The organism is Nocardioides sp. SYSU D00065 (genome assembly GCF_017916425.1).
Classification (GTDB): domain Bacteria; phylum Actinomycetota; class Actinomycetes; order Propionibacteriales; family Nocardioidaceae; genus Nocardioides.
On sequence record NZ_JAFMSX010000002.1, the window covers coordinates 56,413 to 79,765 of the forward strand.

The 23,353-nt window shown below is 74.3% G+C and carries 20 protein-coding genes; 9 read left to right on the forward strand and 11 right to left on the reverse strand.

The genetic code is table 11. From position 1 onward, the window contains the following. The 3 genes from J3P41_RS08330 to J3P41_RS08340 form a co-directional block, all read left to right on the forward strand. A partial coding sequence (locus tag J3P41_RS08330; RefSeq protein WP_210649866.1) for an Ig-like domain-containing protein occupies nucleotides 1-880 on the forward strand: 880 nt, incomplete at its 5' end. A 4-nt stretch (nucleotides 881-884) separates the two neighbouring features. Continuing rightward, on the forward strand, nucleotides 885-1,529 hold the full coding sequence (locus J3P41_RS08335) for a class F sortase (protein ID WP_210649867.1): 645 nt from the start codon (nucleotides 885-887) through the stop codon (nucleotides 1,527-1,529). A gap of 120 nt (nucleotides 1,530-1,649) precedes the next feature. Beyond that, complete coding sequence (locus tag J3P41_RS08340) at nucleotides 1,650-7,397, forward strand: CshA/CshB family fibrillar adhesin-related protein (protein WP_210649868.1); 5,748 nt, start codon at nucleotides 1,650-1,652, stop codon at nucleotides 7,395-7,397. 70 nt (nucleotides 7,398-7,467) lie between these two features. On the opposite strand, the gene J3P41_RS08345 is transcribed toward J3P41_RS08340, so the two are convergent. Beyond that, entirely contained in the window at nucleotides 7,468-8,532 is a 1,065-nt protein-coding gene (locus tag J3P41_RS08345; RefSeq protein WP_210649869.1) for a serine hydrolase domain-containing protein, read from the reverse strand. Nucleotides 8,533-8,740: 208 nt separating this feature from the next. Between J3P41_RS08345 and J3P41_RS08350 the strand changes: the two genes are divergently transcribed. Further along, nucleotides 8,741-9,421: a response regulator transcription factor gene (locus J3P41_RS08350; protein WP_210649870.1), complete on the forward strand. Its 681-nt coding sequence runs from the start codon at nucleotides 8,741-8,743 to the stop codon at nucleotides 9,419-9,421. Nucleotides 9,422-9,498: 77 nt separating this feature from the next. Here the strand turns inward: J3P41_RS08350 and J3P41_RS08355 are convergent, their stop codons facing one another. From J3P41_RS08355 to aztB, 5 genes are read right to left on the reverse strand one after another with little or no spacing between them, the layout of a single operon-like run. Then, nucleotides 9,499-10,074: a GNAT family N-acetyltransferase gene (locus tag J3P41_RS08355; RefSeq protein ID WP_210649871.1), complete on the reverse strand. Its 576-nt coding sequence runs from the start codon at nucleotides 10,072-10,074 to the stop codon at nucleotides 9,499-9,501. Then, the gene (aztD, locus tag J3P41_RS08360) at nucleotides 10,061-11,263 is read right to left on the reverse strand and encodes a zinc metallochaperone AztD (RefSeq protein ID WP_210649872.1); all 1,203 of its coding nucleotides are present in this window, start codon (nucleotides 11,261-11,263) and stop codon (nucleotides 10,061-10,063) included. Before aztD ends, J3P41_RS08355 begins: the two co-directional genes overlap by 14 nt. Nucleotides 11,264-11,286: 23 nt before the next feature. Further along, nucleotides 11,287-12,213, reverse strand: a complete 927-nt coding sequence (gene aztC, locus J3P41_RS08365) for a zinc ABC transporter substrate-binding protein AztC (protein WP_210649873.1) — start codon at nucleotides 12,211-12,213, stop codon at nucleotides 11,287-11,289. Further along, on the reverse strand, nucleotides 12,210-13,469 hold the full coding sequence (locus J3P41_RS08370) for an ABC transporter (protein WP_210649874.1): 1,260 nt from the start codon (nucleotides 13,467-13,469) through the stop codon (nucleotides 12,210-12,212). Before J3P41_RS08370 ends, aztC begins: the two co-directional genes overlap by 4 nt. A gap of 38 nt (nucleotides 13,470-13,507) precedes the next feature. Continuing rightward, the gene (gene aztB, locus J3P41_RS08375; protein WP_210649875.1) at nucleotides 13,508-14,410 is read right to left on the reverse strand and encodes a zinc ABC transporter permease AztB; all 903 of its coding nucleotides are present in this window, start codon (nucleotides 14,408-14,410) and stop codon (nucleotides 13,508-13,510) included. Nucleotides 14,411-14,465: 55 nt separating this feature from the next. Between aztB and aztA the strand changes: the two genes are divergently transcribed. Together aztA and J3P41_RS08385 are read left to right on the forward strand one after the other, a co-directional pair. Then, entirely contained in the window at nucleotides 14,466-15,092 is a 627-nt protein-coding gene (gene aztA, locus J3P41_RS08380) for a zinc ABC transporter ATP-binding protein AztA (protein ID WP_210649876.1), read from the forward strand. Between the two features lie 100 nt (nucleotides 15,093-15,192). Next, the gene (locus J3P41_RS08385) at nucleotides 15,193-16,356 is read left to right on the forward strand and encodes a YibE/F family protein (RefSeq protein ID WP_210649877.1); all 1,164 of its coding nucleotides are present in this window, start codon (nucleotides 15,193-15,195) and stop codon (nucleotides 16,354-16,356) included. A gap of 55 nt (nucleotides 16,357-16,411) precedes the next feature. Here J3P41_RS08385 and J3P41_RS08390 read toward each other — a convergent pair whose 3' ends face one another. The 3 genes from J3P41_RS08390 to J3P41_RS18640 form a co-directional block, all read right to left on the reverse strand. After that, nucleotides 16,412-17,104, reverse strand: coding sequence for a TIGR03943 family protein (locus J3P41_RS08390; RefSeq protein ID WP_210649878.1), 693 nt, complete (start codon nucleotides 17,102-17,104; stop codon nucleotides 16,412-16,414). After that, on the reverse strand, nucleotides 17,101-18,108 hold the full coding sequence (locus J3P41_RS08395) for a permease (RefSeq protein ID WP_210649879.1): 1,008 nt from the start codon (nucleotides 18,106-18,108) through the stop codon (nucleotides 17,101-17,103). Before J3P41_RS08395 ends, J3P41_RS08390 begins: the two co-directional genes overlap by 4 nt. Nucleotides 18,109-18,229: 121 nt before the next feature. Next, nucleotides 18,230-18,640 carry a Fur family transcriptional regulator gene (locus J3P41_RS18640; RefSeq protein ID WP_307861895.1) on the reverse strand — a complete coding sequence of 137 codons (411 nt, stop codon included), beginning with the start codon at nucleotides 18,638-18,640 and terminating at the stop codon, nucleotides 18,230-18,232. 193 nt (nucleotides 18,641-18,833) lie between these two features. Between J3P41_RS18640 and J3P41_RS08405 the strand changes: the two genes are divergently transcribed. The 3 genes from J3P41_RS08405 (at nucleotide 18,834) to J3P41_RS08415 (ending at nucleotide 20,742) form a co-directional block, all read left to right on the forward strand. Continuing rightward, on the forward strand, nucleotides 18,834-19,511 hold the full coding sequence (locus J3P41_RS08405; RefSeq protein ID WP_307861896.1) for a phosphatase PAP2 family protein: 678 nt from the start codon (nucleotides 18,834-18,836) through the stop codon (nucleotides 19,509-19,511). 41 nt (nucleotides 19,512-19,552) lie between these two features. Beyond that, on the forward strand, nucleotides 19,553-20,089 hold the full coding sequence (locus tag J3P41_RS08410) for a M15 family metallopeptidase (protein ID WP_210649882.1): 537 nt from the start codon (nucleotides 19,553-19,555) through the stop codon (nucleotides 20,087-20,089). 65 nt (nucleotides 20,090-20,154) lie between these two features. Further along, nucleotides 20,155-20,742, forward strand: a complete 588-nt coding sequence (locus J3P41_RS08415; protein WP_210649883.1) for a rhomboid family intramembrane serine protease — start codon at nucleotides 20,155-20,157, stop codon at nucleotides 20,740-20,742. A gap of 37 nt (nucleotides 20,743-20,779) precedes the next feature. On the opposite strand, the gene J3P41_RS08420 is transcribed toward J3P41_RS08415, so the two are convergent. Continuing rightward, complete coding sequence (locus tag J3P41_RS08420) at nucleotides 20,780-22,216, reverse strand: FAD-dependent oxidoreductase (RefSeq protein ID WP_210649884.1); 1,437 nt, start codon at nucleotides 22,214-22,216, stop codon at nucleotides 20,780-20,782. A 357-nt stretch (nucleotides 22,217-22,573) separates the two neighbouring features. After that, a complete protein-coding gene (locus tag J3P41_RS08425) occupies nucleotides 22,574-23,248 on the reverse strand; it encodes an HAD family hydrolase (RefSeq protein ID WP_210649885.1) in 675 nt (224 codons plus the stop codon). Nucleotides 23,249-23,353 lie beyond the last annotated feature (105 nt).

Genomic DNA, 23,353 nt, shown 5'->3' on the forward strand with positions numbered 1-23,353 from the left:
GGGCTACACCGGCACGACCCCGGCGGTGGAGTACCGGATCACCGACGACAACGGCGCCACCGACACCGCTGAGCTCACGGTGACCGTGCGACCTGGTCCGCAGGCCCAGCCCGACGCCGAGACCACGCCGCACGACACCAACGTCGCGGTGCCGCCGCTCGCCAACGACGTCCCCGGCCCGCGGGTCGACGGGACCCCCGGCAGCTGGGACGTCCCGACGGTCGTCTTCACCTCGCCGAACGCCACCAACGGCGGACGCACGCTGGTCGTGCCCGGCGAGGGCGTCTACACGATCGACCCGGCGACCGGCGCGATCACCTTCGACCCCGAGCCGGGGTTCACGGGACGCGCCACCCCCGTGGAGTACGCGGTGACCGACAGCAACGGCAACACGGTCCGCTCGACGGTCACGATCACCGTGGACCCCCCGGTGGACGAGGACCCCGCGTTCGACCTCGTGCTGAACAAGCGTGCGGTCGGCGGGACCCAGGTCAAGGTGGGCGACACCGTGCGCTACAAGCTCACGGTCCGCAACAAGGGCACGGAGGCCGCTCCTGGGCCGATCACGCTGACCGACCCGCTGCCGCGAGGACTCGAGCTGGTCTCGGCCACGGGCAAGGGCTGGACGTGCAAGGTCCGCAAGGGCTCGGACACCGTCAAGTGTGTGCTCCGCAAGGGTCTGGGCGCGCACCGCAAGGCGTCGCCGGTGATCGTGGTCGCCGAGGCGACCAGGACCGCCGTCGGCCGGGTCGTGAACGTCGCCGACGTCCGCGTCGCCGGGGAGTCCGTCCGGTCGAACAACAAGGGCAAGGCGGCCATCACCGTGGTCCCCGCCCAGCTGCCCGCGACCGGGTTCCGCCTGCGGTCCCCGGGGATGTGATGCAGTGACACTCGCAGGACGGCTCCACGGGTCCCTCCGTTCCGTCCTCGTCCACGGGGTCGTGCTGGGCGTCGCGCTTGCGGCGTCCGGTGCGGCCCCGTGGGTCGCGCCGGCGCACGCGTCGGCTCGCGAGGACGGCTCGGCCTGCGCACACGTCGACCACGAGTTCCGGCCGACGACGCTCGCCGTCGACGGCCTGGTCGAGCCGACCCGGGTCCTGGCCCTCGGGCAGGACCGGCACGGGGTTCCGAAGCCGCCGCCGCTCACCGAGCGCGGCAAGTGGCAGTTCGCGTGGGACAAGGCGGTCGGGGTGAGTCCAGGCGGCAGCAGTGGGGTCGTGCGACTGACCGCCCACACCTACCCGCGTGCCGGGTCGCGTCCGCCGGCACTGGGCAACCTGCTGCTCGATCGGCTGCGCGTCGGCGCCGTGCTCGAGGTCTCGGGCGCGTCGGGCGAGCGGCTGTGCTACCGGGTCACCCGCCGCCAGCAGGTCCGGGCCAGCGGGTCGCTCTCGGGCTACTACGACACCACCGGGCCGTCGCGCCTGGCGATCCTGGTGTGCTCGGGCGTGCGCCGTGGCCCGGGAGACTGGAGCCACCGCACGATCTGGTACGCCGAGCCGGCGCGGCCCGGCTCCGAGGGCGCGTGACGTCGCGGCGCGGTTCTGCGAAGGTGGTCCCCGACCTCCCCTCGCACGGCCGGTCCGGCACCGTCTCCGCGCGTCACGGCGGCCCCCTCCGGGGCTGAGTCCACCGACCGGAAGAAGCACATGCGCCACCGAAGGCACGCTCGCACCACGCTCCTGCGAACCGCAGCGGCACTCCTGCTGTCGAGCCTCGTGACCGTGCCGTCGGGCGCCTCCAACGGCGCCGCGGCGCCCGCGGCACCACGGGCCGCCGCGGCCCCCGTTCCCGCGTCGGCACCCGTTCCCGCGTCGGCCCCCGTTCCCGCGTCGGCGTCCGCAGCCGCGGACGCGGAGGGCTGCGGGTACGCCACGACCGGGCGCTTCGCCGACTCCATCTGCTGGCTCGACATGGCCGGCTACGACGACCGGGCGGCGCGCACGCCCGAGGGCCACCCGATGACGGCGTCCCTCCCGGGCGGCTACACGATCAGCTACACCATCAGGACCCAGCGGGTGTCCGGCCGGGCCGACGCGGCGATCGAGGCGCGGGCCACGCCCATCGAGACGAGGTTCGCCTTCGCGACCGAGGGCTACGCCGGTATCCCGGGGCGTCCTTCGCTGTACAGCTTCAGCGGGGCCAACGTGGGCCTCGACGTCACCCTCGACGACATCACGGTCCGCGACGCGTCCGGGGCGCGGCTGTCCTCCTACGCCTTCGTCGCCACCGACACCGAGGACAACGTCGCCGCTGCCGGGGAGTCCCTCCGGTGGACCTCGGACAAGTCGCTCGAGCTGCTCGACGTGCTGTACGACCGCGGCTCGAAGGGCTGCAAGCCGGCCGCGATGACCGGTCTCGGCACCACCTCGGTGTCCTGCACAGGCGCCGGCGGCGCGAGCACGCTGGCGGAGAAGTCGACGTCCGTGCTGGTCTCGGCCGACGCTCCGAGCACGTTCTCGCTGCGATGGCTCACCAACGCCCGATCCGGCATCGCCTTCGGCGTCCAGACCTCCTCGGTCGAGGTGGTCAAGGTGGTGGACGGGCGCGTGCGCGCCGACGACTCCTTCGACGTGTCGGTCGCGTCGCCCTCCGGCGCGGTCATGGGCAGCGCGAGCACGGGGACGTCTGACCGGGCGAGCACCGGTCCCGTCGTCGTGGCCGGTGGGGGCGAGGGCGCGTCCGTCACCCTGACCGATGCGGTCACCCCCGGGTCGGGAGCCGCGCTCGACGACTACACGCACACCTGGGCATGCACGCGCAACGGGCTGGCGGACCCCGACCTGCCCTCCGGCGAGGCCACCTCCGTCGTGGTCGACACCGAGGCGACCGACCAGGTGGTGTGCACGGTCACCAACCGCTCGCGCTACACCGACCGCGGCGACGCGCCCGCGTCCTACGGAGCCGGAGCCGACGGCGCGGTGCACCGGCTGACGCTGCACGACCCCGCTGCTCGGACGTCGGCGCTCATGCTCGGCTCCCGCGTCGACCACGACGCCGAGGAGCTCGCCGGGCCCGACGCGGACGGCGACGACCTCGACGGCACGGACGACGAGGACGCCCTCGACGCCATGTCCCTGCAGCCGGGGGCGACGGGTGCGCAGGTCGACGTCCCGCTGCGCAACGACACCGGTCAGCCGGCCACGCTCCATGGGTGGATCGACGCCGACGCCGACGGCGTCTTCCAGGCGGACGAGGTCGCCAGCGCCGCCGTGCCGGACGGCGCGACCAGCGCCCGGCTGACCTGGACCGGACTGGCGCCGCTCGCCGACGGCGCGGCCCCGGTCGTCCGGCTCCGCCTCACGTCCGCGACGCTCGTGGACGACCCGGCGACGGCGGTCGACGAGCGCTCGCGCGGCGCGGCGCCGGACGGGGAGGTCGAGGACCACCGGGTCACCGCCGGCGTCCGGCCACCCACCTCGTGCACCGACCCGTTCGTCGAGTCCTTCGGCACCGGCACCGGCTACGGACCGCCGCTGCCGGCCGGGCAGACGACGTACCTCCACCGGACCGCCGGGACCGTCACCGACGGGGAGTACGCCCTGCTCTCCCGCCTGGGCACCGCCCAGGGGAACTGGTGGCACACCCTGGAGAACCACACTCCCGGGGACGCCGACGGCCGGATGATGGTCGTCAACGCGGCATTCGAGCCCGGACGCTTCTTCAGCAAGACCTTCGTCGGGCTGACCCCCGGCACCCGCTACGACTTCTCGGCCTGGATCGTCAACGCGCTGAACCGCACCGTGGGCATCCAGCCCAACGTCACCTTCCGCGTCGTGGACCCGCGCACCGGCGCCACGCTCGCGGAGACCTCGACCGGCGCCTTGCCCTCCACGACGACGCCGGTGTGGCGCCGGTTCGCGCTGGGCTTCACCGCCACCCAGGCGACCGCCCGTCTGGAGCTGGTCAACAACGCGCGCGGTGGCAGCGGCAACGACCTCGCCCTCGACGACATCGCGCTGGAAGCCGTGTGCGAGTACGGCGACGCCCCGGACAGCTACGGCACGCGGCGAGCCTCCGACGGTCCGGTGCACGCCCGCGGCGGACCGCGCCTGGGCGACGCGGTGGACTACGAGGGCGACGGACAGCCGAGCGGCTCGGCCGACGGCGACGACGTGGCCGGCACCGACGACGAGGACGCACTGGCCGCGCCGATCGTCGCGCGGGCCGGACAGCCGACCCGGGTGGAGGTCTCCGCCACCAACGACACGGCCGTGCCCGTGACGCTGGCGGGCTGGCTCGACGCCGACCGCGACGGCACCTTCTCGCCGGACGAGCGCGCCACGGTCGAGGTGCCCGCCTCGTCGGGGACGGCGACGTACGCGCTGACGTTCCCGGCTCCCACCGCTGCCGGCGGCACGTACGCACGGCTGCGCATCTTCCCCGAGGTCGTGGCCGACCCCCTGCCCACCGGGCCGGCCGCCGGCGGAGAGGTGGAGGACCACCCCGTCGAGGTGCGCACGCCGCGACTCACCGTGGACAAGACGTCGACGGCGACCGCGCGGACCCGCCCGGGCGACACGGTGACCTACACGGTGACGCTGCGCAACACCGGCACCGGCGACCACAGCGCCGCCGACCCGGCCCGGCTCGTCGACGACCTCACGGCGGTGTTGGACGACGGCGAGCTCGTCGGCGAGGCGACCGTGGAGGTGGGCGGCCGACCGGGACCGCCGGCGGTCCGGGACGGGTCCCGACTGGTCTGGTCGGGCCCGCTGGCGGCCGGCGAGTCGGCGGTCGTCACCTACGCGGTGCGGCTCGCGGGGGGCGGTGACGGCGTCGTCACGAACACCGCGTTCGTCCCGGGCGGACCCGGTCCGGCGCCCACCCCGGCGTGTGACGCCGGCGGCGCGGTGCCGTGCGACTCGGTGTCCTTCGAGCTTCCCCGGCTGGAGGTGGGCAAGGCCGCCGACCGCACCAGCCTGCCCAGGGTCGGCGACCCCGTGACGTACACGATCACCGTCCGCAACCCCGGCCCGGGGGACTGGACGGACGCCGTCCCGGCCACGGTCTCCGACGACCTGTCCGACGTGCTCGACGACGCCCGCCTCGTCCCCGGAACGCTGAGCGCGACCCGCGGCGAGGCCGACGTCGACGGCGCCGTCCTACGCTGGAGCGGCGCGCTGCCCGCCGGCGCGAGCGCGACCATCCACTACACGGTCCGCTACACCGGGGAGGGCGACCACGACGTCGACAACCGCGCCTGCGTGCCAGCCGCGAGCGCGGCGCCCGGGAGTGCTGCCTGCGCCGCCGTCGCCGTGCCCGGGTCGGGCCTGCGCCAGGCCAAGAGCGTCGACCCCGCGTCCGGTACGCCGGTCACGGCAGGGCAGGTGCTCACCTACACGCTCGCCTTCACCAACGTCGGCGGGGCGCCGGCAGCGGTCGACACGAGCGACGACCTCGTCGACGTCCTGGACGACGCCGTGCTCGAGGGCACGCCGAGCGCCGACCCGGGACTCACCGCCGAGGTCGTCGGTGACCGGATCGCGGTCGCCGGCGCGGTGCCGGTGGGGGAGACGCTGCGGGTGGTCTACCGGGTGCGCGTGCGCCCCCACGAGCGACAGGGCGACCACGTGCTCACCAACGTGCTGGCCTGCCCGTCCGGCAACCCCGGGGACTGCGAGCCGGCCACGACGGTGAACCCGGTGCGCCACCTCAGCGTCGCCAAGGCGGTGGCCACCGACGCGACGCCGGACACCGGCGACCGGGTCGACTACACCGTCACGATCACCAACGACGGTGGTGCCGACGCCGGCCCGGACGCCCCGGCGGTGGCGGTCGACGACCTCTCCGCCGTGCTGGACGACGCCGTGCTCGTCGGTGCGCCCAGCGCCACCTCGGGCGAGGCCGTCCTCAGCGGTGACCGGCTGACGTGGACCGGCGCCCTCACCGCCGGGAGCAGCGCGACGGTGACCTACAGCGTGCGGATCACCAACCGCGGCGACCACCGGCTCGTCAACGCCGTCGCGGTCCCCGGTTGCGCGGACCCGGCCTGCTCGGCCAGCGTCGTCACCGCACTGCCCCACGTGGTCCCCCGCAAGGTCGTCGACCCGCCGAACGGGACGTCCGTACAGCCGGGGGACACCCTCACCTACGTGCTGTCCTGGACCAACGACGGCGCGGCCGGCGGACGGATCGACGCCGTCGACGACCTGTCGGACGTGCTCGACGACGCGGACCTGTCCCGGCCGCCGTCCAGCGCACAGCCCGGCATCTCGGCCGTGCTCACCGGCGACCGGCTCCGGGTCACGGGGACCGTTGGACCCGGAGAGCGGGTCAGCGTCAGCTACCAGGTCAGGGTGCACGGGCGCGACGGCGGCGACCGCGAGCTCGCCAACGTGCTGCGCCCGGACGTCCCCCAGGTGACCTGCGGCGGTGAAGGCGCTTGCGCGCCCGTCGACCCGCCGACCACCTCCAACCGCGTCGCCGAGCTCGTGGACTGGAAGAGCGCGGACCCGGCGTCGGGGTCCTCGGTCCAGCCCGGTCGGCTGGTGACCTACACGCTGCACTTCCACAGCGGCGGTGTTGTCCCCGTCTCCGTCGATCGCATCGACGACCTCTCCGGCGTGCTGGACGACGCGAGACTCGTCGGCCGACCGCGCACGAGCAGCGACGACCTGGTCGTCACCGGACCGGACGACGGCCGGTTGCGGGTCGTCGGCACCCTCGCGCCAGGGGCGCGCGAACGCGTCCGCTACACCGTCCGGGTGCTCGACCGGGACCAGGCGACCGGTGACGGCGACCTGACGAACCACCTGCTCGACCCGGGCGACACGGTTCCCGCGCACTGCCGGCCGAGCTCCTCCACCCGTCCCGACTGCACCAGCAACCCGCGCTCTCGCGTCAGCGTGGTGAAGACGGCCGACCCCGCCGACGGCACCGCGGTCGCGCCGGGTGACGTCCTCACCTACACCGTCACCCTGCGCAACGAGGCACGCGAGGGGTCCGCCGGCGCGGAGCGCGTCGAGCTGGTCGACCGGCTCGCCGACGTCCTCGACGACGCCGAGCTCGTCTCGGGTCCCCGGTCCGACAACGACTCGGTCCGGGCCGACCGCGCTGGAGCCACGATCCGGGTCACCGGCCGTCTCGAGCCGGGCGAGGTCGCCCGCATCACCTACGCGGTGCGGGTGACGGGTGGCGGCGACGACCGCATCGGCAACGCGGTCGCCGTGGCCGGGGTCGAGGCGATCGACTGCAGCGCCGACTCGCCCCAGTGCACGCGGCACCCCGTCGCCGGATCAGGCGGGCCCGGGGGCGACCCGGACGGTCCGGACGCGACCGGCGTGCTTCCCGACACCGGCAGCCCGCTCGCTTCGTGGATGCCGGGGCTGGCAGGCGGCCTGCTGCTGCTGGGCGCGGTCCTGGTGGGTCTGGCCAGGAGGCGTCGCACCGCCTGAGGACCGCGACCCGCACGCCGCACGTCGGACCGACGACCAACGCGCCCGTGGCGGTGGCGCCGCTCGACGCTCACCCGGTCGCGGCGATCGCCTCCCACACCAGCTCCGCGCGGTCGTGTCCACCGAGCTGCCTGGTCACGTACGCGGCGCCGTACCCGGCGGCCGGCTCGCCCCAGGCCGAGCACCCGCCGGCCCCGCCCATGCCGAGCTCGACGCGACCGTCCTCGTCGCTGACCTGGAAGCCCAGGGTCCAGGTGACGGACCGGTCCAGCACGAGGTCGTGGCCGGAGGCCGCGGGCTCGACATAGGCCCGCCACAGGTCGCGGCCCAACCGGCTCGCGACGAAGCCGTCGGGCCGGACCACGTCGTCGTAGAAGAACGCCAGGGCACGCGCCGTGGCGTGGAGCGCGACGGCGGGGAACGACGTGCGCCGGAAGCGGTCGGAGTTCAGCACCGCCGGGTCCAGCAGCCCGTCGGGCCGGCCGAGCGCCGGGCCCCAGCGAGGATCGCTCAAGTATCCCGAGCTCCAGGTCCCGGGCGGCTCGACCATCGTCGCGACCCGGGGCAGGTCGTCGTCCTCGACCCGCAGGTGGAGGTCCCAGCCGCCGGCTCGAGCCAGCCGGGCGAAGCGGTCGGCCAGCGGCTCGCCGGTGGCCCTGCGGAGGACCTCGTCGAGCAGGTGGCCGTAGGTGAGGGCGTGCTCGGCCACGCCGCCGCCGGGCGGGTGCGCCGGCACGGCCGCGGCCAGCAGCTCCACCAGCGCCTCGCGGTCGTCGTACGCGACGTCGAGCGCCGCCTCCGGGAACGCCGGAAGTCCGGCCTGGTGCGAGAGCAGGTGCCGCATCGTCGTGTCCTGCTTGCCCGCCTGGGCGTAGGCGGGCCACAGCGAGGCGACCCTCTGGTCGAGGCCGAGGTGACCCTCGGCCACCGCGTCCAGGAACGCCAGGGCGGCGAACGGCTTGGCGACGGAGTACGTCATGGCCAAGGTGTCGGACGTCCAGGGCCGGGCGCCGTCCTGCGTGCCTGCGGCGTGGTCGACCTCCAGGACGCCGTTGCGGACGACCGCGACAGCCGCCCCCGCCTCCCGGCCGGCGGCCACGAGGCGGTCCAGCACCTCGGCGGGATGCGATGTCACGCTGCCCACCCTAGGTGGGACCTCGACCGCCGTGGGGGACCGGCGTGGCGTACCGGCGGTCGCCAAGGCGTGGCACGCGACGATCCTCGACATCCCCGAGGACTGACGACGCTCCGGCGGTCCTCACGTCTGCGAGCGATACCACCGGTGGATGTCCTGTTGCGTCTCGGTATCGACGTCGTGGCCCCCGCCTTCCTATGCTGCGATGGTGCAGCACGTGCTGGTGGTCGAGGACGACGAGGACCTCGCAGTCCCGTTGGCCCACCTCTTCGAGGCGGCGGGGTTCGAGGCCTCCGTCGTCGCGCGCGGTGAGGACGCCATCACCCACGTCGGGGACGTCGACACCGACATGGTCATCCTCGACCTCGTGCTGCCGGACATGGACGGCGTCGAGGTCTGCGGCACCCTGCGCGAGAGCGGGTTCAGCGGCGGCCTGATCATGGTGACCGCCCGCGGCGACGAGCTCGACGTCGTGGCCGGGCTCGATGCCGGCGCCGACGACTACCTCGCCAAGCCCGTCTCGGTCGCCGAGCTGCAGTCCCGGGTCCGCTCGGTGCTGCGCCGGATCCACCGCTCGTACGACCGCCCGCCGGGGAGCACGCCCGGCACGCCGTCGCTCGAGATCACCGAGCACCAGATCACCTACGGCGGGCGCGAGGTCGTGACCAGCGGCCGCGAGTACGACGTCCTGGCCCTGCTGGTCGCCCACCGCGGTCAGGTCGTGACCCGCGAACGGTTCATGGACGAGGTGTGGGGCAGCGACTGGTCGGGGTCACCGATGGTGCTGCCCAGCGCCATCGCGCGCATCCGCGAGCGGCTCGCGACGGCCGGCGCGCCGGAGCGCATCGAGAACGTCCGGGGGATCGGCTTCCGGCTCGCGTCTCGCTGATCCGCGCCCGCCCCGGACGTCATACGGACGGGGCAGGCGTCGGCCCCCTCCGTATGACGTCCGGGGGACGTCCTCCGTCAGCGCGCGGGGGCGGGGAGCCTGCGCTGCAGCCACGTCGTGCTGATGTCGCGGTCCCACTTGCGCGCGTAGTCGACGAACGTGCCCACCACCTCGAAGCCGTGCTTGCGGTGGAAGGCGAGGGAGGCGTCGTTGGGCAGCGCGACGCCGGCGAGCCAGGTGCGCGTGCCGTGCGCGGCGGAGCGCGCGAGGAGCTCGCGGTAGAGGGCGGAGCCCACGCCGGCAGCCGTACGGCCGGGGGCGAGGTAGACCGACATCTCGACGGTGCCGTCGAAGGCCGGCTTGGGTCGGTAGCGCAGGGTCGCGGCGTACCCCAGCACCTCGCCGTCCCGTACGGCGACCACCAGCTGGTGGGCCGTGGCCTCGTCGAACTGCGTCAACCAGTCGTCGAGGTCGGCCCGGCTCGGCGGCACCGTGTCGAAGGCCGAGTGCGTGTGCAGCACGTAGTGCGTGCGGATGCGCACCAGGGCTGCGACGTCCTCGTGGCTGGCGTGGCGCACCACGAGGCCCGTCACCGAGCCCGGGCGGCCCGGGGCGTCGCCACCCCGGGCCGCTGCGTGCTCACCCGAGGGCAACGGCCATCTCGTTGGGCACGTGGTCGAGCTCGACCGACGCCGTCACCTCGCCGGTCGTCAGGTCGACGGCGTGGACCTGCTGCGAGGCCGGCTCGACGACGTAGGCCGTGCCGTCGTGCACGGTCAGGGCGGGGTGGGGGTTCTGCCACTCCTCGGGCCCCTCCCACGGGTCGACGACGGGGAAGTCGTCGGTGACCTCACCAGTGGCGGGGTCGAGCACGTGGATCGCCCCGTCCGTCCCCAGGACGTACGCCAGGTCCTCGGGGCCGCGGACCACCCCGCGCCAGGTGTACTCGACACCCTCGGGCAGGGTCACCGGCTCCAGCGTGCCGGCCTCGGTGTCGATGAGGGCGACGGTGTCGAGGAGGTAGCCCTCGGAGTCCGGGTCGGAGTTGTAGTCGCCGACGACGATCGGGCTCGTCTCCGAGACGTAGGCGTTGCCCATCCGGCCGAACTCGTCGGGCGCCTGGAGCTTCTCGAAGGCGCCGTCGCGGTAGAGCAGGGCGCCGTCCTCGCAGCCGAAAACGACGACCTCGCCCGCCGCGGTCCCCTCGCCGTGGATCCCGGGGCACTGGTCGTTGCTCGCGACCTCGGTCCAGTCGTCGCCGTCCGGCTCCAGCGCGACCGCGCCGGACCGGGACTCCTCGTCGCCCTCGGTGGTGACGAGGGTGCCGTCCTCGAGCACGATGGAGACGCCGTGGTGCGGCTCCGGTGCCGTGTACGTCGTGCCTTCGGGCAGCTCGCCGTCGGCCGCGGCCAGGGCGTCGGTCTCGAAGACCGTCGTCTTGCCGGTGCCGTCGTCGAAGAGGACCGTGTTGCCGCCGTGGCGCACCACGTGCCCAGCGGCCTCGGCCTCGAAGACCGAGTCGGTCAGCTCCGGGGCCTCGGTGTCGAGCACCTGGAAGCCCTTGCTGGTCGTCACGAGGACGTGTCGGCCGTCCCCAGCCGCGTTGAGCCGGGTGAACTCCTCGGACTCGAACTCGTCGACGACCTCGAGGGACTCGCCGTCGAGGACCGCGACGCCCCCTTCGTACGACACCGCGAGGCGGGTGCCGATCGAGGTCTGCGCGGCGGTCGAGGTCGCGGGCGGGTCCGCCGGCTCGTCCTCGGAGCCGCAGGCGGTGAGGGCGAGCGCCAGGACGGCGAGCGACGCGGTGCCGCGCAGCCCTCGGGTGTGTCGGTGTGCCATGGTGTTCCTCTCGGTGACGGGCCTCATGCGGAGAGCCCTGATGTGATGCGCTCGGTGTTGGCGCGCTGCATGTCGAGGTACGTCTCCGCGCCCTCGCCGGGGCCGGTGAGGGACTCGGTGAAGAGCTCCACCACCTGCACGTCGACGCCCGCCTCGTCGGCGAGCACCTGCACGAGGCGGTCCGGCTGGGAGGACTCCGCGAAGATCGTCGGCACGCCGGCGTCCTCGATGGCGCCGGCGAGGTCGTCGAGGTCGGCGGCGCTGGGGGAGGCGAGCGTCGTCCCGCCCGGCACCACGGCCCCGACGACGCGGAAGTCGAAGCGGTCGGCCAGGTAGCCGAACACGTGGTGGTTCGTCACCAGGCTGCGCCGCTCGTCGGGGATGCCGGCGAACGCCCGCGCCATCTCCGCGTCCAGCTCCTCCAGCTCCGAGCGGTAGTCGGCGGTGCGCTGCTCGAGCTCGTCGGCGTCGAGGCCCTCGACGTCGCCGAGCGCGGCCGCGAGGCCGTCGACGACGTCCAGCATCCGCGCCGGGTCGGTCCAGAAGTGCGGGTCGGGCGCGCCGCCCTCGACGCCCTCCTCGGCGGAGTACTCGAGGACGTCGACGTGGTCGCCGGCCACGAACATCTTCCTGCCGTCGTCCGCTGCTGCGTCGAGGTGGCGCTGGAGACCCTCCTCGAGCCCCAGGCCGTTGGAGACGACCAGGTCGGCGCTGCGGAGCAGCGCTGCCTCCTGCGCGGAGATCTCGAAGGAGTGGGGGTCCGCGTTCGGACGCATCAGCACGGTGACGTCGGCCTGCTCGCCGACCACGGCCCGGACGACGTCCCCGAGGATGTTGGTGGTGACCACGACGTCCGGCCGCCCGTCGTCGCTGCCCGCCGAGCAGCCCGCGGAGCCGGCCGTGGCGAGGGCGACGACCGCTGCGGCGAGGGTCCGGCGTACGCGCCTCATCGGCCCGTCTCCGCGAAGAAGGCGGGTGCCGGGGTCGTGCGGAGGGTACGCGCCACGCGGGCCGAGTCGGCGTAGTCGACCTCCAGCACCACGCCCTCGGCAGGCGCGTTGACGTAGGCGCGCTCCTGGTCGACGACGAGGTCCACCCCGGCGAGGGACCCGGAGTCGCGCACGGTGCGGGCGAGCACCGGGGCGCTGGCGCCGAGCTGCTCGCCGGAGTCCGCGGCGTACACCCGCACCCGACCGCGCCGGTCGAGCGCGACGACGTGGCCCTCGTCGTCGTCGGAGGCGGAGACCCGCAGCAGCGGCACGCCCGCGTCGTGCAGCTGCCAGGTGCGCTCGCGCGTGTCGAGCAGCCAGTACGAGGTGGGCCCGGCGAGGGCAGCGACGGTGGGGCGCGCCTTGCGCGCACTGAACGCGGTGGCCGGTGGGGCGTCGGTCCCGCGGGGGTAGGGGATGCGCTCGACCTCGACCCGGTCGTCCTGCTCGGTCCACAGCAGGGCGCCGTCCGCGCACCCGACGACCAGGCCCACGGCGGTGGTGATGGTGCCGGCGGCATCGGCGCACCGCTCACGGCTGCCCTCCACCGGCTCGCCGGACCCGTCCACGCGCTCGACCGCCCGCACGACGCCGCGCTCGTCGGGCACCGTCACGACGGCTCCGCCCGCGAAGGGCGCGACCAGGCCGCGGTGAGGCGGCGACTGGAGACGGAACGACTCGCGCAGCTCGCCGTCGGCCAGCGCCTCGTTGTCGAGCAGCACCATCTCCCCGGACCCCGCGAAGTACACGCCGGTGCCCCCGGCGGTCGACAACGGTCCGGTCGAGACCGTGGCTCGTCCCCGGCCCGGCACCGTGCCCGGCGAGCGCGGCTCGGCGCGGTAGTAGTGGAAGTGGTCGCCGTGGTCCCACGTCCACGCGCCGCTGTCGAGGACGGCGAGCCCGTCGTCGACCGTGGCGAGGACGTATCGGCCGTCCGTGGTCAGGGCGGAGGGCGGCGCGATGCGGTCGAGCGGACGGGACTCCTCGCTCAGCAGGTCGAGGAGGCCCGTCTCGCCGTCGGCGCCGACCGTGACCAGGTGCAGCTGCGGCTCGGCGACCTCCCGTGCGCCCTCGACGGCGCCGTGGTCGTCGTCAGCGCTGGCGGCGGGGACGTCGGCGCTGTCCTCGTCCGAGGACGTCGGGCCGCGGTCCGCGGCGCACGCGGAGGCGAGGAGGAGGACGGGCACCGCGAGAGCGGCGCGGAGGTGCACGGACATGGCTTCCTGTCAGGTCGAAGTCGGGGGTCGGGGGGCGATCAGCGGGCGTCGGAGGTCGCGCGGGCGCGTACGGCGGTGCGGGGCGCGGGGGCGTCGTACGCGAGGTGCGGGTCGCGGGCGCGCACCAGGTGGTCGTGCGCGAGGCGCGTCGCGGCGGAGAGCGCCGCGACCATGACCGCGCTGTAGGCGATGGACGAGCCGGCGGCCGTGCCCGCGTGCCACGAGACGAGGAGTCCGGCCACCACGGCGAGCACGCCGAGCGCGGCCGCGAGGGCCATCGTGCTGGGGATCCGGCGGGTCCACTGTCCGGCGGCGACCGCCGGTGCCAGCAGCAGTCCCATCACCAGCAGCGAGCCCACCGCCTGGTAGGAGGCGACGACGGCGAGCGTGACGAGGCCGACGAGCACGACCTGCGCGAGGGCCGGGCGCAGCCCGAGGGTCTGCGCCACCCGGCGGTCGAACGCCGCTGCGACGAAGGCACGGTGGAAGGACGCCGCGAGTGCGAGGGTCACCACCAGCGCGACGGCGAGCATCACGATGTCCGGGGTGCGGATCGCCAGCACGTCGCCGAAGAGCATGACCGTCGCGTCGGTGGCGAAGCTGCCGGAGTGCGACACGATGATGACGCCGAGCGACAGCATGGCGACGAAGAGCAGCCCGATCGCCGTGTCGTAGGACAGCCGGCCGCGGCGGTGCAGCGCGCCGATGGTCGCGCTCATCAGCACGGCACTGGCCGCACCGCCGAGCATCACCGGCAGACCCAGCAGCGTGGCGATCGCGACCCCGGGCAGCATCCCGTGCCCGATCGCCTCGCCGAGGAAGGCCATGCCGCGGATGACCACCCAGGTGCCCACCACGCCGCAGATCACCGCGACCAGGGCGCCGCCCAGCAGCGCACGCTGCACGAAGTCGACGCCGAAGGGCTCGGTCAGCACGCTCATGGCGACCGACCCTAGATGATGATGAGAACGGTTACCAACTTGCTATCTTGTGGCCATGACCACCCCGGAGCACCCCGTGTCCGCCCGCGCCCTCTGCTTCGCCCACGACGGGCGCGACGTGCTCCACGACGTCTCCGCGGAGCTGCCGCGAGGCACCGTCACGGCGATCGTGGGACCCAACGGCGCCGGCAAGTCGACGCTGCTCGAGCTGCTCGCGGGGGTACGCCGCCCGCGCGCCGGTACCGTTCATCGTCGCGGCACCACGGCCCTCGTCGTCCAGCGTCCGCAGGTGTCGGACAACCTGCCCGTGACGGTGGCCGACGTCGTGGCGATGGGGACCTGGAGTCGCCGGCGCCCGCGCGCTGACGTACGCCGCGCGGTGGCGGAGGCGATCGACCGCGTCGGACTCAGTGGGCTCGCCCACCGCCGGCTCACCGAGCTCTCGGGTGGTCAGCGCCAGCGCGCGCTGCTGGGCCAGGGGATCGTGCAGGGCTGCGACGTGCTCCTGCTCGACGAGGCGGCGGCCGGGCTCGACGCCGAGAGCCGGGAGGCGGTGCGTCGCATCCTCGCGGCCGAGGCGGGCCAGCGGGGCGCTGCCGTGGCGTGCGTGACGCACGACGAGCAGAGCATCGCCGCCGCGGACCGGGTCATCCGGCTCGAGGAGGGGCGCCTGGTGGGCTGAGCCCGCGGGCCCCCGACCGCCTTGGGTAGCATCGCCCGGCGTCGGCCGAGCCGACGTGTACGACCCCAGGTGGCCCCGATCCGGTGAGGTGGTGCGAGGCATGGGCGGCGCCCACGGCCGGCGGCGCGCGGAGCCGGTGACGCGCGCGGCACGTCGTGCCGCGCTGGCGGTGATCGTCCCGTTCGGGCTGGTCACCCTGGTGGCGATGCTCTGGCTGTGGCCCCAGGACACCCCGTCCGTGGAGGGGGTGTCGGCTCAGCAGGTCGAGGGCACCATCGACTCGATCCAGCGCGAGCAGTGCGCCGAGGAGCTGTCCGACGACGTGAACGGGTGCGGCACCGCCCAGGTGCGGCTCACGGCCGGAGCTGACGACGGCGAGACGGTCGAGGTCGCCCTGCCCAACGGCACCGGGGCCCCCGAGGTCGCGGAGGGCGACCACGTCGTGCTGATCAGCAGCAGCACCCCGGACGGGCAGGTCCACTCGATCGTCGACCACCAACGCGCGGCCGGGCTGTGGCTGCTCGCGGTGGCGTTCGTCCTGGCGCTGGTGGCCTTCGGGCGGTGGCGCGGGGTCACCGCACTTGCCGGGCTCGGCCTGACGTTCCTCGTGCTGGTGGCGTTCGTCGTGCCGGCCATCCTCGACGGCCGGCCGCCACTGCTGGTCGCGGTGGTCGGTTCCGCGGCCATCATGCTGTCCGTCCTCTACCTGACCCACGGTCTGGCCATGTCCACCACGGTGGCGGTGCTCGGCACGCTCGTCAGCCTGGCCCTGACCGGCGTGCTGTCGGCCGTCGCGGTCGCCGGCCTGCACCTGACCGGGGTCACCGACGACCTGTCGGCGGCCGTCGGCACCACCCAGCAGGTCAACACCCAGGGCCTGCTCCTCGCCGGGATCGTCATCGGCTCCCTCGGCGTGCTCGACGACGTCACGGTGACGCAGGCCGTCACGGTGACGGAGGTGGCGCACGCGAACCCCCGCTACGGGGCGCTGCAGCTCTACCGGGCCGCGAGCCGCGTCGGCCGCTCCCACATCGCCTCGGTGGTCAACACGATCATCCTGGCCTACGCCGGCTCGTCGCTTCCGCTGCTGATCCTCATCGTGGCGAGCAGCGACCCGCTCGGAGGCGTGCTCACCGACCAGGTCATCGCCCAGGAGCTCGTGCGCAGCGCGGTGGCCACCCTCGGCCTGGTCGCCGCCGTTCCGGTGACCACCGGCCTCGCGGCGCTGGCCGCCGCTCGGGAGCGGTCGACCGGCTCCGCGTGAGCCCCCCGCCCGGTCCGCCCCCGCCCGGTCCGGTGCCACCCGGTGCGGTGCTGCCTCAGCGGTACTGGTTCTTCGGCGCCTCGACGAGCTCGAGCTGCTCGACCGCCAGCTCCGGCGGCGTCCGGCCGTCGGCGCCGGTGCCGGCGACGTAGGTGCCCACGACCTCGACCCACTGGTCGACGGGCGGCGCCTCGACGCCGCTGGCCGTCACCCGCATGACCGTGGCGTCGGCGGCGCAGCAGTTCATGCCGAACTGCGTGACGTACCACCCGTCGCCGGGGCCCTTGCTCACGAAACCGGTCAGCTCGATCCGCCGTCCCTCGAGGGTGTCGCCGCCGTAGAAGGCGCGCATCACCAGATCGTCCATCAGCAGCGGCACGGGGTCGCCCTCGGGCAGGTCGGGCAGCACGACCTCGGAGCTGGGCTCCGTCGGCAGCGCCGCGGTCTGGGCGCGCTCGGCGAAGTGCGCGCCGAGCGCCGGGGGCGCGATCAGGAAGAAGACGAGCGAGGGGACGAAGAGCAGCCACGCCGCCCGGGGCACGTGCGAGCCCTCGGAGTGGTCGTCGGCCGGCGCGTCGTCCTGGCTCCACAGGTCCACCAGGGCCAGGACGACCAGGAGGACGCCGCAGGCGATGAGCGGCCAGCGCATCCAGGAGTTCACGTAGCGCAGGTAGGTGTCGCCGACGGCCATCCGCACGAGCACGGCGCCGGTGACGGTCAGCAGCAGGGTCTGCGTTCCACGGGTCACAGCAGCCACCATCCCATGCCGCAGGCGGAGAGTACGGCGACGACGAGCACCAGCGGGACGAAGCGGACCGCGAAGGCGCCGCCGAACTGGCCGGACTCCATCGACGCCAGCTTCACGTCCATGGCCGGCCCGACCACCATGAAGACCAGCTTGGCCGTGTCGGAGAAGGCGCTCAGGCTCGCCGCCACGAAGGCGTCGGCCTCCGAGCAGAGGGCGACGACGAAGGCGAACAGCGCCATCGACACCACGGCCAGAAGCGCGTTGCCGGCGACGCTGTCGATGATCTCGCGCGGCACGAAGGTGTTGATCGCGGCGGCGATCATCGCGCCCAGCACGAGGAACCCGGCGGCATGGATGAAGTCGTGGCGGACGCTGCCGAGGAAGGCCCGCGCCGCGCCCTCACCGTGGTCGTGCGAGCGCTGCCGGTGGAGCAGGGGGACCCGGCCGGCGAAGCGGAGCCACAGCCAGCCGACGGCGACGGCGGTGACCAGGGAGGCCAGGAAGCGGGCGAGCACCACCTCGGGACGCCCGGGGAACGCGACCGCTGTCGAGACCAGCACGACCGGGTTCACGGCCGGCGCGGCCAGCAGGAAGGTCAGGGCCACGGACGGCGCCACGCCGCGGCGCATCAGGCTGCTGGCCACGGGCACCGAGGCGCACTCGCACCCCGGCAGGGCCACCCCCGCCAAACCCGCCACGGGCACGCCCAGGGTGGGGTTGGCGGGCACCAGGCGCCGCAGGGCCCGTTCGGAGAGCAGGGTGGCGATGACCGCTGCCAGGAGCACGCCGCCCACCAGGAACGGGACGGACTGCACGACGATGGCCACGAAGATCGTGCTCCACGTCGCGACGGCCGGGTGGTCCAGACGTGGCACCAGCCACTGCTGCGACAGCAGCAGCGCTGCCAGGACCGCGAGCACGACGTAGATCTGCAGACCGGCCCGGCCGGAGGCGCGCGCGTCCTCGGGGGCGGGGCGGGTCTCCGGACGGGTGCGCGCGGTCATGACGGGCCCCGGGACGTGTCGCTCACGGACGCGACGATAATCGATCTCGTTCTCGTCGGCGAGGATCGTTCACAGCGAGCCCGTCGCCGGCCGTCGCTCGAACGCTGACGAGGAGGGGGTGTCAGGCCTGCTGGCAGACGGGACAGAGGCCGAAAAGCTCGAGGCTGTGGCTGACGTCGGTGAAGCCGTGCTCGCGCGACACCGACTGCGTCCAGCGCTCCACCGCGGGGCCGGCGATCTCGACCGTGCGTCCGCACTGGCGGCAGACCAGGTGGTGGTGGTGCTCGGTGCTGCACCGGCGGTAGATCGCCTCGCCGGAGTGGTTGAGGACGTCGACGTCGCCGGCCTCCGCCATCGAGCTGAGAGTGCGGTAGACCGTCGCGATGCCCATGGCCTCGCCGCGCTCGCGCAGGATCTCGTGGATCTCCTGCGCGCTGTGGAAGTCGTCGCTCTCGTTGAGGAGCGCGGCCAGGGCGCGGCGCTGCCGGGTCGACCGCTGCGGAGCGGCGGACCGCTGCTCTGTCGCGCTCACGACAACCACTCCCTCGCGCTCGGCCGGTGACGTCACCCAGCGGCTGCGGGGACCCACCGAGCCTAGCCGAGAGGGGGCAACGCCCGGAGCACGCGGGCGCCCGGGACGGGCGCGCCGTCCGTTCGTCCGCAGGACATCTCGCGCACAGCACCGCGGCGCTGCGCCGGACCATCCGGCGCGGTAGACAAGGACGGTGACGCCGCCCCCAGCCCGCCGCGCCCCCTGGATCCTGCCGGCCGTCCTCGCCACGGCGCTGCTGGTGCTGAGCATCGCCGTGGCCGTGGAGTGGTCGCCACTGATGCGACTCGACCGCTGGGTCGCCGGCCGCGCCTTCGAGGCGACCAGTGGCCACGACGGACGCATCGCGGTGTGGACCGCGATCACGGACGGGGCCGCGCCCCATCCCGTGCGGCTGGCGCTGCTCGTCGCCGCGGTGCTCGCGCTCGTACGCCGGCGGGTCGACCTCGCCGTGTGGCTGGCGGCGCTGTCGTTCGTGGAGGGCGTCGTCGCGCCGGCGTCCAAGCACGTCCTCGACCGGCCCCGGCCGTCGTGGGCCGAGCCCGTCGTCGAGCTGTCCTCGCTGTCCTATCCCTCCGGCCACGCGACGGCCGCGGCAACAGCGGCGGTTGCCCTGGTGCTCGTCGTGCGTCACCGCGCGGCCGCCTGCGCAGCGCTGGTGCTCGCCGTGTCGGTGGCCGCGAGCCGGGTCTTCCTGGGCGTGCACTACCTCAGCGACGTGGTCGCCGGGTCGCTCCTCGGCTCCCTGCTCGCCGTGTCGACGTACGCCGTGCTCCCGCTCCTGCGCCGGGTGCTGCCGACCGACCCGAGGTCCGACGTCGTCGGCACCGCAGACCGGTCGAACGGCACCTGAGTGGGAGGTCGCGGCGCTGCGGGAGTTCCTAGCGTGCCGGGATGGACACCACCCGCCGCTCCGCCCGCCTCGTCGCCGCCCTGCTCGTGCTGACGCTCACCCTGCTCGCCTGCCGGGCGGCCGAGCGGGACCCCGCGACCCCTCGTCCTGCCGCGAGCCCTGGGACGGGCCCTCCGGCCGACCCCGGGATCGACCCGTCCGTGGCCGGTCTCGACCCCGAGCTGCGCGCCGCGGTCAGGGCGGCCACGCGCGACGCCGAGCGGGACGGGGTCCGGCTGGTCGTCACCAGCGGCTGGCGCAGCCGGGCGCACCAGGAGCGGCTCTTCGCCGAGGCGGTGGAGTCCTACGGCAGCGAGGAGGAGGCGCGGCGCTGGGTGGCGCTGCCGGACGAGTCGGCCCACGTCACGGGGGACGCGGTCGACATCGGCCCGACGGACGGCGCGTACTGGCTCGGCCAGCACGGAGCGGCGTACGGGCTGTGCCAGACCTACGCCAACGAGCCGTGGCACTTCGAGCTGCTCACCGCACCCGGCGGCACGTGTCCCGAGATGCTGCCGGACGGGTCCAGCGCGCGCTGACCCCCGGCCGGCCGCACCGGCGCTCGGCAGGCGCCCACTTCGCCCGAGATGTCACGATGAAGGGCATGCAGCCCACCCAGCGTCGTTCCTCCTGGCAGCAGGCTGCGGTGGTGACCGGCGCGTTCGTGCTCCTGCTGTGGGCCCTGGAGATCTTCGACGCCGCGTCCGGCCATCCGCTCGACGCGTACGGCGTCCGGCCCCGCTCGGAGGACGGACTCGTCGGCATCGCGCTCGCGCCGCTGCTGCACTTCGGCTTCGACCACCTCGTCGGCAACACCGTCCCGGTGCTCGTCCTCGGCTTCCTCGCGCTCGCCACCGGGATCGCGCGCGGCGTCGCGGCGACCGCGATCATCTGGGTGGTCGGCGGTCTCGGCGTGTGGCTCTTCGCCCAGCCCGGCAGCAACCACGCGGGTGCCTCGGTGCTGATCTTCGGGTGGATCGTCTACCTCGTCGTCCGCGGCTTCCTCAACCGCAGCTCGACCGAGATCCTCATCGGCGTCGCCGTCTTCCTGCTCTACAGCGGGGCGCTGCTGGGCGTGCTGCCCGGCCAGCCCAAGGTGTCGTGGCAGGGCCACCTGTTCGGCGCGATCGGCGGCTTCGTCGCGGCTCGACTGCTCACCACGCGCCGCGCCGAGGCCAGCGTCACGTACTGAGCGGAGACGGGACCGGCGGGCGACACCGCCGGCCCGGCTACTCGGGCAGCGAGCCCGAGCGCTTCACCAGTGGCCGGGTCGCCGGCCCTTCCAGCACCTCACCGTCCGGACTGAACCGCGAGCCGTGGAGCGGGCAGTCCCACGTCTGCTCCGCGTCGTTCCACTTCAGCAGCCCGCCGAGGTGCGTGCAGACGCCGATGATCCCGCACGTGTTGGCCTGGGCCGGCCCCGCGGTGCCGGGCAGTCGCTCGCGCAGGGTGCGCGCCGCACCCGCCACCTGGGCCGCACCGACGCCGAGGTTGATGCGAGCCACCTCCGCCGCCGCAGAGGGGGAGGTGCTGCGATCGCTGAGCACCTGGGCCCAGGGCGGAGGCTCGCCCAGGATGGTCGCGGAGATGGTGCGCGCAGCCGCCACGGCGTTGGTCATGCCCCACTTCTCGTAGCCGCTGGCGACGTGGATGCGACCACCGCTGCGCGGCATGGGGCCGACGAAGGGGACCCCATCGGGGCTGCTGTAGTCCTGCGCGGACCAGTGGTGGGTCTCGGCGGTGCTCGGATACCACGTCGCGGCCCACGAGCGCAGCGCCTCGAGGTGCGCGACGTGGCGCTCGGTGCGCCCGACGACGTGACCGGCTCCGCCGACCAGCAGCCTGCCGCCCGGGGCGTCGCGCACCGAGCGGGCGTCCGGCCCGGCCGAGAGGTACATGCCGCCCACCGGGTCGGCGCCGTCGAGGGCCAGGACGTAGGAGCGCTGCGGCTCCAGCTTGGCGAAGTAGAGACCGCGATCGAGGATCGGCATGCCGGTGGCCAGGACCAGGTGGTCGGCCTCGAGCGTCTCGCCACCGTCCAGCCGGACCGCCGGTGGCACGTCCGTGGACGCCGAGCGCATGCGGTGGCCCTGGTGCAGCGTCCCGCCGTGGTGGCGCAGCTGTGCCGCCAGCGCCCCGAGCACCTCCATGGCGTCGAGCTGCGCCTGGTCGGCGAGCACGGTCGCCCCGACATGGGGGAACGGCACGTCGAGCTGGTCGCGCCACTGCACCGGCAGTCCGCGTGCGGCGGCCTCCAGGTGCTCCTGCTGCACCGCGTCCAGCTCGTCGTCGTGGGCGGCGTACGTCACCGCCGCGCGCCGCTGGTAGCCCACGCCGTGGGCGTCGCAGAAGCGCAGCAGCCACTCCCGGCCCTCGAGGTTGGCGTCCACGTAGGCAGCGGCGACCGCCTCGGACCGGTGGCGACGGATCCGCGACAGCCGGGTCCCCTGCAGGAGCGAGACCTTGCCGGTCGTCCGTCCGGTCGTGACGGCCCCGGCCGCGCGAGCCTCGACGCACGCGACCCGCAACCCGGCCCGGGCGAGCAACAGGCTGGTGGTGAGCCCTGTGAGGCCGGCGCCGACGACGAGGACGTCGAGGTGCTTCCGCGGGTCGGGCAGGGGGTCGTCCGCCAGCCGCGGCGCGCCGTCCAGCCAGAGCGAGATCACGCGCACCCCTCGCGCCGGGCCGACGCCACGGTGCCCGACCCGGCCTCGCGGTCGAGCGCCGACTCGTCGGATGGGCTCATCTGCTGTCCTCGGGTGGCAGGGGCGGCGGTGCGCGACGTCCGTACCCGCCCCCGCCCGTTTCAGTAGCCGTCAGGAACCGCAGTAATTCGTTTGGAACCGGGCGTATGCACGACGCGACAGGGGGTACTTGACGGTCGGCAAGGTCTGTCGGACCCACGCCACCACCCACGAGGCCCGCCGAGGACCTTCTCCCGTACGCCGTGTGAGGGGTCCCCGACGGGCCTTGTGCATGACCGTACCTCGCGGGAACGTGCCTGCGCCGTCGGGGCCGACGCCTCAGTCCGTGCGCAGCGGACCGTCCGCGAGCCGCTGGAGCAGCTCGCGCGGACCGTCGTAGACCCAGGACGCGCCCGCCGAGCGCAGCTGTTCGGCGGTCACGCCGCCGCTGCGCAGGCCGATGCTCGGCACGCCGGCAGCCGCGGCGGATCGGGCGTCCCACACGGCATCGCCGACGGCGATCGCGGGACCACCGCCGCCCTTGCCCACAGCCGTCTCGATCAGGTCGGGAGCCGGCTTGGTCGGCACCTCGTCCGAGCCCGTGACCATCGCCTCGAGGTGTTGTCGCACGTCGAGCAGCTCGAGCATCTCCTCGACGAGCTCGGTCTCCGACGACGAGGCGAGCACGACTCGGTGGCCGTGTCGCGCCAGCGCGTCGACGAGCTCCGAGGCGCCGTCGAGGGGGCACACCGTGCGCAGCGTCGCCTGGAAGTACTTGTCGTGCAGCGCCCGGACGTCGCCGCCCACGGCCGCCTCGGCCGGATCGCCGGCCACGTGCGCCACGAGCCGGTCGCTGCCCATCCCGATCGCCTCGTGGACCCGGACGGCACTGGTGTGCAGGCCGACGTCGTGGAAGGCCGCCTGCCACGCGACGACGTGCTGGTAGACGGAGTCCACCAGGGTGCCGTCGAGGTCCAGGACGACGACGGGGGGCGGTGACTGCTCGGAGGACACGCAGGTTCGTACCCTCACCCGCCCGGGTGCATGCGCGCAGCGACCGCCCGGTCGGGTGTGGTGGGGGGCTGGGGGCAGGAGCACCATCGAGGCTGCGAGGAACGG

What these genes read in the sequence shown, in the direction of transcription:
- aztD (WP_210649872.1), bottom strand. Translation starts at nt 11,263, where the DNA reads ATGGCACACCGACACACCCGAGGGCTGCGCGGCACCGCGTCGCTCGCC.
- J3P41_RS08370 (WP_210649874.1), bottom strand. Translation starts at nt 13,469, where the DNA reads ATGTCCGTGCACCTCCGCGCCGCTCTCGCGGTGCCCGTCCTCCTCCTC.
- aztA (WP_210649876.1), top strand. Translation starts at nt 14,466, where the DNA reads ATGACCACCCCGGAGCACCCCGTGTCCGCCCGCGCCCTCTGCTTCGCC.
- J3P41_RS08340 (WP_210649868.1), top strand. Translation starts at nt 1,650, where the DNA reads ATGCGCCACCGAAGGCACGCTCGCACCACGCTCCTGCGAACCGCAGCG.
- J3P41_RS08395 (WP_210649879.1), bottom strand. Translation starts at nt 18,108, where the DNA reads ATGACCGCGCGCACCCGTCCGGAGACCCGCCCCGCCCCCGAGGACGCG.
- J3P41_RS08410 (WP_210649882.1), top strand. Translation starts at nt 19,553, where the DNA reads ATGGACACCACCCGCCGCTCCGCCCGCCTCGTCGCCGCCCTGCTCGTG.
- aztC (WP_210649873.1), bottom strand. Translation starts at nt 12,213, where the DNA reads ATGAGGCGCGTACGCCGGACCCTCGCCGCAGCGGTCGTCGCCCTCGCC.
- aztB (WP_210649875.1), bottom strand. Translation starts at nt 14,410, where the DNA reads ATGAGCGTGCTGACCGAGCCCTTCGGCGTCGACTTCGTGCAGCGTGCG.
- J3P41_RS08415 (WP_210649883.1), top strand. Translation starts at nt 20,155, where the DNA reads ATGCAGCCCACCCAGCGTCGTTCCTCCTGGCAGCAGGCTGCGGTGGTG.
- J3P41_RS08385 (WP_210649877.1), top strand. Translation starts at nt 15,193, where the DNA reads ATGGGCGGCGCCCACGGCCGGCGGCGCGCGGAGCCGGTGACGCGCGCG.